The sequence below is a fragment of the Flavobacterium sp. genome, assembly GCF_043720215.1.
Lineage (GTDB): Bacteria > Bacteroidota > Bacteroidia > Flavobacteriales > Flavobacteriaceae > Flavobacterium.
Genome location: NZ_JAYSSZ010000118.1, coordinates 1 through 12096 on the forward strand (window position 1 = coordinate 1; position 12096 = coordinate 12096).

11 protein-coding genes are annotated in these 12096 nt (G+C 31.6%); 10 read left to right on the forward strand and 1 reads right to left on the reverse strand.

What is annotated here, in order from left to right; genetic code table 11:
• On the forward strand, window positions 1-1143 hold a 1143-nt coding region (locus tag ACHZC3_RS05680; RefSeq protein ID WP_394758912.1), incomplete at its 5' end, for a hypothetical protein.
• On the opposite strand, the gene ACHZC3_RS05685 is transcribed toward ACHZC3_RS05680, so the two are convergent.
• Window positions 1120-1287 (reverse strand): hypothetical protein, encoded by a 168-nt coding sequence (locus ACHZC3_RS05685; protein ID WP_394758913.1) that lies wholly within the window; start codon window positions 1285-1287, stop codon window positions 1120-1122. The genes ACHZC3_RS05680 and ACHZC3_RS05685 overlap by 24 nt on opposite strands.
• Window positions 1288-1709: 422 nt before the next feature.
• On the opposite strand from ACHZC3_RS05685, the gene ACHZC3_RS05690 reads away from it, so the two are divergent.
• The 9 genes from ACHZC3_RS05690 to ACHZC3_RS05730 all read left to right on the forward strand — a co-directional run.
• Window positions 1710-2015, forward strand: a complete 306-nt coding sequence (locus ACHZC3_RS05690; RefSeq protein ID WP_394758914.1) for a helix-turn-helix domain-containing protein — start codon at window positions 1710-1712, stop codon at window positions 2013-2015.
• The gene (locus ACHZC3_RS05695) at window positions 2012-2863 is read left to right on the forward strand and encodes a transcriptional regulator (protein WP_394758915.1); all 852 of its coding nucleotides are present in this window, start codon (window positions 2012-2014) and stop codon (window positions 2861-2863) included. Before ACHZC3_RS05690 ends, ACHZC3_RS05695 begins: the two co-directional genes overlap by 4 nt.
• Window positions 2864-2874: 11 nt before the next feature.
• Entirely contained in the window at window positions 2875-3489 is a 615-nt protein-coding gene (locus ACHZC3_RS05700; RefSeq protein ID WP_394758916.1) for an ATPase, read from the forward strand.
• Between the two features lie 132 nt (window positions 3490-3621).
• Complete coding sequence (locus ACHZC3_RS05705) at window positions 3622-4563, forward strand: type IV toxin-antitoxin system AbiEi family antitoxin (protein WP_394758917.1); 942 nt, start codon at window positions 3622-3624, stop codon at window positions 4561-4563.
• Window positions 4560-5351 (forward strand): nucleotidyl transferase AbiEii/AbiGii toxin family protein, encoded by a 792-nt coding sequence (locus tag ACHZC3_RS05710; protein ID WP_394758918.1) that lies wholly within the window; start codon window positions 4560-4562, stop codon window positions 5349-5351. Before ACHZC3_RS05705 ends, ACHZC3_RS05710 begins: the two co-directional genes overlap by 4 nt.
• Before the next feature lie 49 nt (window positions 5352-5400).
• Entirely contained in the window at window positions 5401-6948 is a 1548-nt protein-coding gene (locus tag ACHZC3_RS05715) for a type I restriction-modification system subunit M (RefSeq protein ID WP_394758919.1), read from the forward strand.
• Window positions 6945-8147, forward strand: coding sequence for a restriction endonuclease subunit S (locus tag ACHZC3_RS05720; RefSeq protein WP_394758920.1), 1203 nt, complete (start codon window positions 6945-6947; stop codon window positions 8145-8147). The genes ACHZC3_RS05715 and ACHZC3_RS05720 overlap by 4 nt, the downstream gene beginning before the upstream one ends.
• A 15-nt stretch (window positions 8148-8162) precedes the next feature.
• Window positions 8163-9320 carry an AAA family ATPase gene (locus ACHZC3_RS05725; RefSeq protein WP_394758921.1) on the forward strand — a complete coding sequence of 386 codons (1158 nt, stop codon included), beginning with the start codon at window positions 8163-8165 and terminating at the stop codon, window positions 9318-9320.
• The coding region (locus ACHZC3_RS05730; RefSeq protein WP_394758922.1) for an HsdR family type I site-specific deoxyribonuclease at window positions 9307-12096 on the forward strand (2790 nt) is incomplete at its 3' end. The genes ACHZC3_RS05725 and ACHZC3_RS05730, both read left to right, overlap by 14 nt.

Genomic DNA, 12096 nt, shown 5'->3' on the forward strand with positions numbered 1-12096 from the left:
TTAGAAGAAATCGAAATTAGTAACTTATCAAATGAGCATCGATTTTTTCTTTATTGCTACCATTCTTTAAAAAATGAAAATGATAAAATCAAGAAAATAAATAAGGAAACTATTTTCAATTTTAAATCAAAAGAACGAGTAGAACAATATATACATAAAAAACAGTATGCACTCGAAAAGCTTGCAAACAGGCTTATAAAAGATATAAATCCTGCAAATTCCTCAGATATTTATAGATTTTCATCTAATTATAATAAAATAGATTGCCTAAAAATAACCTATATTTATCTAGAAAAGTTGTTGCGATTTATCGAAAAAGAGTATGAAAGTTATCTCAATGTAAATATTCAAATTCCATATCGTTCCATTCTGGTAAAAGAATTTGAAATTACAGATAAGTTAAATGAAGTAAAATCGATGCTTTTAGCGAGTACTATAAATGATAAATTACTAAAACTGGCTTATGAACCTCTATTGAAAATTGCAACAATAAACATACAAGAAAAGTTGACTTATTATGAATTCAATTATTGTTCAGATTTAATTTCTGTCTTACACCATCAAATAGATTTCGAAAACAGTACCGAAGAAGCAATAAAAGACTGTTTATTTGAATTAAATTTCAATTCATTACAGTTTTTCAAATTCCTAACTTTCGATATACTAAAAGAATTAGAAACACAAGAAAACAATATTCAAAAGATAGATGTATTATACAGATTACTTAAAAATTACAATCAAAAACAAAGCAGAAGTTTTCTAAAATACAAAGCAAACTTGCCACCTTTAAAAGAGCAAATTATTAGTTGGATTGAAGAAGAAATAGAATATTTAACCAAGAAAATCAAACTAGAAGCCAATCAATTAATGGGCATTTCTAACAACGAAGAAAAGATAAAATTTTTAACAAGTTTGTCGGTGGCACAATTAAGTTATTTCTTTGGATTATTAATGGAAACAGGAATTATAAAGCATAAGAACCAAACTGATGTTTTTAGATTTATTTCTGAAAATTTTAAGACTACTCATTCCGAAAAAATTTCTGTTGATAGTATAAAAGTTAAATACTACAATGTCGAGAGCAATACTAAAAGTGCGGTTCATGGGAAAATTTTAGAATTAATTGAGCTCACGAAGTTCTAAAACTTCTCGCATCATTCGCCAGCCAAAACCAGCCATTTCAAGTAATATCTCGTCTTCTATTTGGAGTAATGAATTAAGGTTTGAAATTTTGTGCAACTCCATAAATCGTTGCAATTCGATACTAATTATAGTTTCTTTTTTCATAGCAATATCTTTTTAAGATATACGAAAAAATCCCATTTTGGTTTTGGTACAAACGACAGCGTGGGACATCGATCACCAGCAACAGAGGTACCGGCAAGCACCCACAGCTCCAATAAACCGAGCCCACGCATAGCGTAGGCGAACAGTTTATTTGTAGAGCTAGTTTTGAAATCTTTGCCGGTTTTCTGTTGCTCGAAATAACTTTCGCAATATATTTTATAGAGTTTAAACTCTATTTTTATTCTTAATGCAAATTTAGTCATAATTGTATCAAATTAGCAACCTAAAAATCATAAATAAAAAAACTTTTAAAAAAGATTGGTTGATTTTATTGGGTTTTGTTGGGGGTTACGGAACCCCTGTAACTGGTTTGGTATTACTTTATTATTTCTCTTTGTCAAAATATTTAAAACCCAATTATTATGGCAATCGAAGTTATTACTCGCGAAGATTTGAACGAGTTTCGCACACTACTTTTAGAAGATTTAAACACGATGTTTAATTCAAAACCACAACAGCAAAAACAATGGCTCAAATCTTCCGAAGTCAGAAAGTTGCTCAACATTTCTCCTGGTACTTTACAAAATTTACGCATCAACGGAGTGCTGTCTTACACCAAAGTTGGTGGTATCATTTTCTACGCTTATGCTGATTTACAGAAAGTTTTAGAAACCAATAAAGTCGAAGCAACTCCAAATTTGTTCAATCCTAAATGGTTGGTGCGATGAATTACATCAAACATCTAACAGGATTTTTCAATCGGATATCGAATGAAGAATCACTAAATCCAACACATATTAGTTTGTATTTAACGCTATTTCAATGTTGGAATGTCAATCGGTTCAAAAATCCAATCACAATTTCGAGAGACGAAATGATGAAAGGAAGTAAAATTGCATCAAAAGCAACCTATCATAAGTGCATAAAGGAATTGCAACGGTTGAAATTTTTAGATTATTTCCCATCCTATAATCCGTATTCCGGAACTGAGGTTTTTATGATAAATTTTTCAGAAGGAAGTAATTTTAATCAAAATAGTTCAGAGGCAACCAGTTCAAATAATGACCAAACTACACCAATTTTTGACCAAACCGAGCCAAAAAATGAACACGTTAATGGTCAGGTTAGTGAACAGGTTAATGAACCGCCTTATATATATTATAATAAACAAATATCTAAAAACATTAAAAACATAGATATAGACACCAATTTTCAAAATTTTGATGATAATTTTTTTTTAAAAAATGGAGCTGTAAAAAAAGAAGAAAAAAGTTCCGCCAAAAAAGAAGAAAATTTTTTATCGCCATCAATTGATGTAGTCAAAGAATATTTCAAGTTTCAGAATTTCACAGAATTTGAAGCAGAGCGATTTTTCAATTATTACTCCAGCATCGGTTGGCTGATTGGCGGAAAAACCAAAATGAAAGATTGGCAAGCAGCAGCAAGAAATTGGATGTTAAATACTCCGAAATTTTCGGTCAATTTACCTAATCCACCAGCCCAAAAAGCAAATCCGCAACCACGAGCTTACAACCTCAACGCAACCATTGACAAAAATTATGCAGAGCCATTGTAAAATACTGATTTATGAATTCACAATACAATTATCCCGAAATGATGGCTTGGTTAGAACAAAAAGGAAAACTACAGTTTGGCGATAAGTTCCATTTCAGAGAAGCGGACTTGACTAATATTCAAAAACTAATTTGTTATTTTCTAAAAGATGAGGTAATGGCAGCCAATTTTAATTTAGATCTATCCAAAGGAATTCTAATTTCTGGACCAGTGGGCTGCGGAAAAACAACTTTAATGACTTTAATGCGACACGCAGCAAAACAAAACAACAATTTTATAATGAAAACCTGCCGAGACATCAGTTTTGAATTCATCAAAGAAGGTTATCAAACCATTCAAAAATACAGTAACGGTAACAATTCTCATAGCGAATATAGAAACTATTGCTTCGATGATTTAGGAGTAGAAACCAACCTAAAATACTATGGAAATGAATGTAACGTAATGGCAGAAATCATACTTTCGAGATATGATATTTACATTTCAAAACAAGTTATAACACACATAACCAGTAACCTTTCCGCCACCGAAATAGGAAACGCTTATGGTAATCGGGTGCGTTCTCGACTGCGTGAAATGCTTAATTTGATTGCGTTTGATGATAATTCAACTGATAAACGAAGTTAAATTGCATAATCACGAACACCATAAAAAAAGCGTGAGTAAATGTTGAATTTGATTGCTTTTGATGATAATTGTTTAGACAAGCGAAGTTGAATTATAATCAGGAACACCAAAAAACTAATGTAATTTCCAGTAATGATTGACTTTATGGAGTATAAAAATAGAATAAATAAAACTTTTAATGATAAAAATAGTTCTCTTAATATAGAAGTATTACATTTGCGAAACACTACACATTGTGTAGTAAATCGCAAACGAAATACACAAGTGGGAATAGAAATACAATCATATAATTATTTAGAAGAATATATAGATGCTGTTAGAGCTAAAGGAAGATATGCTTTTACATTAGAAGAATTGAAAGACAAATTTGATATAAGCGATAAAGCAATTTTACAAAATCTATATCGATTAAAATCAAAAAAGAAAATAGTTCAAATTCGTAAAGGCTTCTATACACTCTTACCTGCCGAATATTCAAATTATGGTGTGATACCATCAAGTATGTATATGGATGATATGATGATTTCACTAAATAAAAAATATTATTTAGGATTAATGTCAGCTGCTGCGCTACACGGTGCTTCACATCAGCAATCAATGGAAACATTTGTAATTACAGAGAAACCAGCACTTCGAAATATAAAAACCAAGAAACTAAAAATAAATTTTTTGGTCAAAAACGAATGGAACAAGGAAGATATAAAACAAATGAAAACCGATGCAGGCTACATCAATGTATCGTCACCAGAACTCACAGCATTGGATTTATTATACTATGTCGATAAATTAGGGATGAATAGAGTAATCACAATTCTAAAAGAACTGATAGAAGTAATTAAACCATCTGTCCTTGCAAAAACAGCAAAAAACTATTCTCAAACTGCAACGGTACAACGGTTAGGTTATTTATTAGAATATGAATTAGAAAACGAAAAATTAAGTCAAGCAATATATCAAATCATAGCCGATAAAAAAGGTAAGAATGTACCATTAATGCCAGGGAAAAATAAAAAAGGATCCACAAATATAAAATGGCGTATAATCAATAACATTAACATCGAAAGTGATTTATGATTCCAAGACGTTATATAGAAGAATGGAAAGAATTTGCGCCTTGGCCAGAAAATAGCCAAGTCGAACAAGATTTAGTAATAGAAAGAGCTTTGATTGAAATATTTTCAGATCCCTTTCTAAACGAAAATCTAGCATTCCGTGGCGGGACAGCTTTACACAAACTATTCCTAAAACCACAAGCAAGATATTCTGAAGATATTGATTTGGTACAAATAAAAACTGGACCAATAAAGCCAATTCTCGTTAGATTGCGAGAATGTTTAGCTTTTTTGGGAACAAAAAGAAACATTACAACCAGTATTCACAACAACACCGTAGAATATCGATTTGAAACAGAAATACAACCAATTATCAGAATGCGTCTCAAAATCGAAATCAATTGTAGAGAACATTTCACGGTTTTAGGATTACAACAAGTACCATTCAAAGTACAAAACGGTTGGTTTAGTGGAGAATGTATGATAAATACCTACCACATAGAAGAACTGCTGGGCACAAAATTAAGAGCATTATACCAACGAAGAAAAGGACGCGATTTATTCGATTTAGATTTGGCTCTAACAAAGTTGGATATTAATATTGCAAAACTAATTAAATGTTACAAAGAATACATCAATTTCTCTGATGGTGCTTCGCCTACTAGCAAAATGTTTGTTATAAATATGGAAGAAAAGATGAAAGATGATGAATTCCGGAATGATATTTTTACCATTTTAAGACCCGAAGTGGAGTATGATAATGATTTGGCGTATAGTAGAATAAGTGAAAAGTTATTAGCAAAATTTTAATCACTAAATAGAGACTTTAAATAATATCAAAGATTTACATAAAAAATAAATGACAAGTTTACAACAAAGAGCAGAATTAAAAGCTAAAATATGGAAAATAGCCAATGAAGTTAGAGGCTCTGTTGATGGATGGGATTTCAAACAATTTGTATTGGGAACATTATTCTATCGATTTATCAGCGAAAATTTCACAAAATATATTGAAGGCGGTGATGAAAGCGTTCAATACCTAAAGTTATCAGACGCTGTAATAACCCCAGAAATAAAAGACGATGCAATAAAAACTAAAGGTTATTTCATCTATCCAAGTCAACTTTTTATAAATATTGCTAAAACCGCTAAAACCAATCCAAATCTAAATACAGATTTAAAAGACATTTTTGCAGCAATAGAAAATTCTGCAAATGGCTATCCATCAGAAAATGATATTAAAGGATTATTTGCCGACTTTGACACCACAAGTACACGCCTTGGTAACACCGTAGAAAGTAAAAACAGCCGATTAGCAGCAGTTATAAAAGGCGTTGAAGAGTTAAATTTTGGCAATTTTGAAGACAGCGACATCGACCTTTTTGGTGATGCCTATGAATTTCTTATTGGCAATTACGCCGCCAATGCAGGTAAATCAGGTGGCGAGTTCTTTACGCCAGTACACGTGTCTAAACTCATCGCGCAATTGGCGATGCATAAACAAGAAAAAGTAAACAAAATTTACGACCCTGCAGTAGGTTCTGGTTCATTGTTGTTGCAAACAAAAAAACACTTTGATGCACATATTATCGAGGAAGGCTTTTTTGGACAAGAAATAAACCATACAACTTATAATTTGGCTCGTATGAACATGTTTTTACACAACATTAATTACGACAAGTTTAATATTGCCTTGGGTGACACGCTACACAACCCACATTTTATAGATGACAAACCGTTTGATGCTATCGTATCAAATCCGCCATATTCAGTAAAATGGATTGGCGATGATGACCCAACACTCATAAACGACGATCGTTTTGCGCCTGCTGGTGTGCTTGCACCAAAGTCTAAAGCAGATTTTGCCTTTGTCCTGCACGCACTTAGTTACCTTTCCAGTACAGGACGTGCAGCCTTAGTATGTTTTCCAGGAATCTTTTACCGTGGTGGTGCGGAACAAAAAATTAGAAAATACCTAGTTGACAATAATTTTATAGAAACCATTATATCTGTTGCACCCAATTTGTTTTATGGCACATCTATAGCAGTAACACTTTTGGTACTTTCCAAACACAAAACAGATACAAAAACACAGTTTATAGATGCAAGTGGCGAAGATTTCTTCAAGAAAGTTACCAACAACAATATGATTACTGATGCTCATATTGATAAAATAATGGAGTTATTTGATAGCAAAGAAAATTTAGAACATATTGCAAAATCTATCGATAATAAAATTATTGCTGAAAACGATTATAATTTATCTGTAAGTACTTACGTAGAAACAAAAAACAACCGAGAGAAAACTAACATAGTTAAATTAAACAAAGAAGTTGCTGAAACTGTTATAAAAATAGATAAACTTCGTGCCGAGATTGATGCTATTATAAACGAAATTGAACAATGAGTTATTTAAAAAAAATATTAGACGGCGAGGTCGTTGAGTGGAAACCTTTAGATGAGTATGCAGATTATGAGCAACCAACTAAGTATTTAGTAAGTTCAAAAAATTATAGCGATAATTTTAAAACGCCAGTTTTGACTGCTGGAAAAACATTTATTCTTGGATATACAGATGAAAATGAAGGTATTAATAAAGCATCTAAAAAACCAGTAATTATATTTGATGATTTTACTACAGCCAATAAATGGGTTGACTTTGATTTCAAAGCAAAGTCATCTGCAATGAAAATGATATTATCAAAAGACGAGTCTAAAGCATCATTAAAATATATTTATTATTGGTTAAACACATTACCAAGTGAATTAGTTGATGGCGACCACAAGCGACAATGGATTAGCAATTATTCAAAGAAACTTATACCAATTCCGTGCCCAAATAATCCGAAAAAATCATTAGAAATTCAACAAAAAATAGTTGCAATTCTCGATAACTTTTCAGAGCTCACAGCAGAGCTCACAGCAGAGCTTACAGCACGTAAACAACAATATGAATATTACAAAGATAAATTACTGAATTTCAGTGATTTAGATGGGGGGGGGGGGTATAAATATCTAACCATGAGTGAATTAGGAATTTTAATAAGAGGTAACGGTTTGCCAAAAGTAGATTTTACCGAAACAGGTGTACCTGCTATCCATTATGGTCAGATTTATACTTATTACGGAACTTATACAACTAAAACTAAATCATTTGTTTCAATAGAAACATCCCGTAAATTAAAAAAAGTTGATAATGGTGATGTTATAATAACAAATACTAGTGAAAATTTGGAAGACGTTGGAAAAGCTTTAGTTTATTTGGGTAAAGAACAAGCAGTTACAGGAGGTCACGCAACAATTTTTAAACCATCAAAGCAAATTATTGGTAAATACATTGCTTATTATACGCAAACAGAAATGTTTGCAACTCAAAAAAGAAAATATGCAAAAGGCACGAAAGTTATTGATGTTTCCGCATCTGAACTGTCTAAAATAATAATTCCAGTACCTTCAAAAGAGGAGCAAGAACGTATAGTTGCCATTCTAGACAAATTTGACATTTTAACTAATTCTATTAGCGAGGGTTTGCCAAAAGAAATTAAGTTAAGACAAAAACAATATGAGTATTACAGAGATATGTTACTAACATTTCCTAAAAAATAATTTAGAATAAGAATTATGGCACAGTCATTAAACCAACTAGCGCAAACGCTTAAAGATGCCAATAAAAAAATGCAACTAATTTATGCTTTCAATGGCACAGGAAAAACCCGGCTATCACGTGAATTTAGACTTTTAGTTGATCCTAAAGAGGTTGAAACCGAAGAAGAATCAGAAGAGGATAGCGGAATAAAGGTGCTTTACTATAATGCGTTTACAGAAGACTTATTCTTTTGGGATAATGACTTGGATGCTGATTTAAACAGAAAGCTTACAATTAGACCAAATGCTTTTACAAATTTAGCACTCAATTTTCTTAAAGAACAGGGTCAAGATGGTAATATAGTTTCTAATTTTCAACACTACACTAATCAATTTATAACACCAAAATTTAGTGAAGACTTTTCAGAAGTTACATTCTCTTTGGAACGTGGAGGTGATGACAGTCTTGAAAATATCAAAATATCAAAAGGAGAAGAAAGTAATTTTATTTGGTGCGTTTTTTATAGTTTATTAGAAGAAGTTATTGACATTTTAAATATTCCTGAACCACAAGATCGTAGTACACCAGATTTTAATAATTTAGAATATGTTTTTATTGACGACCCAGTTAGTTCTTTAGATGATACACACCTAATCGAGTTAGCTGTAAATATTGCAGAGTTAATAAAATCAAGTATATCAGATATCAAATTTATAATTACCACACACAATCCATTATTTTATAACGTGCTTTTTAATGAGTTTAATAGAGTATCGAAAACAAAAACGTGGCGTTTAGAAAAGTTGAATGACGGTACTTTTTCATTAGCCGAACTATCAAGCGACTCACCATTTTCATACCATTTATTTCTACTATCTGAACTAGAGAAAGCCTTACAAAATCCTAATAACATACAAAAGTATCATTTTAATTTTCTTCGTAATTTATTAGAAAAAACGTCTACTTTTCTCGGATATAATAAATGGGAAGAACTTTTACCGCAAGAATCACGCGAAGCATATTATAGACGTATAATTAATCTCTCAAGTCATTCAAAGCATAATGGAGAAGAAATTTCTATTATTGATGAAAATGATAAAAGAGTTCTTAGTTTCTTAGTTCAAGAAGTTAAAAGAATGTATAGCTTTAAATCACCTATTATACCAATTATAACAGAAAATGGCACAGTATAAAACCATAGCAGAATCAAATAATTTTATTGTTTTAGATAAATACGCAAAGTATTTAGAAGTAAATGAAGCACCAGCAGTGTATCAAACAGAGGCAGCTCTTGAAAAAGAATTTATCCAAGATTTAATAAATCAAGGATATGAAAATCCAAACTTAAACACTTATGAGGCCATGTTGTCCAATGCGAGAATACAACTTCAAAATCTGAATTCAATGGAATTTTTAGATAGCGAATGGACACGTTTTGTTGCCGAATATTTAGATAAACCAAGCGATAACCTTGTTGACAAAACAAGAAAAATTCATGACAATTACATATACGATTTTGTTTTTGACGATGGTCATATTCAAAATATTTATTTAGTAGATAAAAAAACAATTGCACGTAACAAAGTGCAGGTTATGGCACAATTTGAGCAAAAAGGTTCGCATTCCAATCGGTATGATGTCACCATTTTAGTTAATGGTTTGCCATTGGTACAAGTAGAACTTAAAAAACGCGGTGTGGCTATTCGAGAAGCATTTAACCAGGTGCATCGCTATTCAAAAGAAAGTTTCAATAGTTCAAATTCATTATATAAATTTTTACAAATTTTTGTTATCTCAAACGGAACGGACAGTCGTTATTTTGCAAACACGGTAGAGCGTAACAAAAACAGCTTTGATTTTACAATGAATTGGGCAAGGGCTGATAATACATTGATTAAAGACCTTAAAGATTTTACTTCAACCTTTTTTGAAAAACGCACCTTGTTAAATGTGTTGCTAACGTATTCAGTTTTTGATACAAGTGATACGTTGCTTATCATGAGACCCTATCAAATTGCGGCAACAGAAAGAATGTTATGGAAAATTTCAAGTTCATATCAATCTAAAAGTTGGTCAAAAGCCGACAGTGGTGGCTATATTTGGCATACGACTGGTTCAGGTAAAACATTAACGAGTTTTAAAGCCGCACGACTAGCAACACAGTTGGAGTTTATTGATAAAGTTTTTTTTGTGGTAGATCGTAAAGACTTAGACTTTCAAACCATGAAAGAATACCAGCGTTTTTCGCCAGATAGTGTAAATGGTTCAGATAGTACAGCGGGTTTAAAGCGAAATATCGAAAAAGAGGATAATAAAATTATTGTTACCACCATTCAAAAGCTAAACCACCTAATGAAAACGGAAAATGATTTAGCAATTTATCAAAAACAAGTAGTTTTTATTTTTGACGAAGCGCATCGCTCACAGTTTGGCGAAGCACAAAAGAACCTCAATAAAAAGTTCAAAAAGTTTTATCAATTTGGTTTTACAGGAACACCGATATTTGTTAAAAATGCTCTTGGAGCCGAGACTACTGCAAGTGTGTTTGGACGTGAATTACACTCTTATGTCATTACCGATGCAATTAGAGATGAAAAAGTGTTGAAATTTAAAGTAGATTATAACAATGTTCGTCCAAAGTTTAAAGGTATCGAGAAAGAAAAAGACGAAAAAAAGCTAAACGCAAACGAAAACAAAAAAGCATTTTTACATCCAGCTCGTATCAAAGAGATATCTCAATATATTCTTAAAAATTATAGAATTAAAACTCATAGAAATCAAGGAGGATATAAAGGTTTTAATGCCATGTTTGCTGTAAGTAGTGTTGATGCTGCAAAATGCTATTATGAAGAGTTAAATCGCCAACAAAAAGAAGTTGAAAAACCTTTAAAAATAGGAACAATATTTTCTTTTGCTGCCAACGAAGAGCAAAGCGCCATTGGCGAAATTGTAGATGAAAACTTTGAACCAACTGCAATGGACAGCAGTGCTAAAGAATTTTTGACAGCTGCGATAAACGATTATAATAAAATGTTTAAAACCAGTTTTGGGGTTGAAAGCAATGAGTTTCAAAATTATTATCGTGATCTTGCCAAACGTGTAAAAAGTAAAGAAGTTGATTTAATTATTGTAGTAGGTATGTTTCTAACAGGTTTTGATGCGCCAACGCTTAACACATTGTTTGTAGATAAAAATTTACGTTATCATGGTTTGATGCAAGCTTTTTCTCGAACCAATCGTATCTATGATGCTACAAAAACCTTTGGAAATATTATTACTTTTAGAGACCTAGAAACAGCAACAGTAGAAGCCATAACATTATTTGGCGATAAAAATACTAAAAATGTTGTTCTCGAAAAAAGCTATAAAGAATATTTAGAAGGCTTTACAGATATGGCTACAGGTGAGGCGCGCAGAGGTTTTATAGATGTTGTAAAAGACTTAAATGAAAAATTTCCAAATCCAGATAGTATAGAAACCGAAAAAGACAAAAAAGAGTTTTCAAAAATATTTGGTGAGTATTTGAGAGTTGAAAATGTATTACAAAATTATGATGAGTTTACCAATCTAAAAGCGTTTCAGACAATAGATAATAATGACACTGAAGCCATTGAAGTATTTAAGGAAGCTTATTTTTTAACAGAAGAGGATATAAAAACAATTCAAGAAATAAACCTGCTCCCAGAACGTACGGTTCAAGATTATCGCTCAACCTATAATGACATACGTGATTGGTTAAGACGTGAGAAAAGTGGTAAAGAATTGGAAGAATCAAAAATTGATTGGGACGATGTTGTTTTCGAAATAGACCTACTAAAATCGCAAGAAATAAACTTAGATTATATACTTGAATTGATTTTTGATAATAGTAAAAAGAATAAAGATAAAGCTACCTTAATTGATGAGATACGAAGGGTAATTCGTGGAAGTATTGGCAACAGAGCAAAAGAAAGTTTGGTGGTAGACTTT

Excerpts from the sequence above, each read along its gene's own strand:
- ACHZC3_RS05685 (WP_394758913.1), bottom strand. The coding sequence starts at position 1,287 with ATGAAAAAAGAAACTATAATTAGTATCGAATTGCAACGATTTATGGAG.
- ACHZC3_RS05690 (WP_394758914.1), top strand. The coding sequence starts at position 1,710 with ATGGCAATCGAAGTTATTACTCGCGAAGATTTGAACGAGTTTCGCACA.
- ACHZC3_RS05695 (WP_394758915.1), top strand. The coding sequence starts at position 2,012 with ATGAATTACATCAAACATCTAACAGGATTTTTCAATCGGATATCGAAT.
- ACHZC3_RS05700 (WP_394758916.1), top strand. The coding sequence starts at position 2,875 with ATGAATTCACAATACAATTATCCCGAAATGATGGCTTGGTTAGAACAA.
- ACHZC3_RS05705 (WP_394758917.1), top strand. The coding sequence starts at position 3,622 with ATGATTGACTTTATGGAGTATAAAAATAGAATAAATAAAACTTTTAAT.
- ACHZC3_RS05710 (WP_394758918.1), top strand. The coding sequence starts at position 4,560 with ATGATTCCAAGACGTTATATAGAAGAATGGAAAGAATTTGCGCCTTGG.
- ACHZC3_RS05715 (WP_394758919.1), top strand. The coding sequence starts at position 5,401 with ATGACAAGTTTACAACAAAGAGCAGAATTAAAAGCTAAAATATGGAAA.
- ACHZC3_RS05720 (WP_394758920.1), top strand. The coding sequence starts at position 6,945 with ATGAGTTATTTAAAAAAAATATTAGACGGCGAGGTCGTTGAGTGGAAA.
- ACHZC3_RS05725 (WP_394758921.1), top strand. The coding sequence starts at position 8,163 with ATGGCACAGTCATTAAACCAACTAGCGCAAACGCTTAAAGATGCCAAT.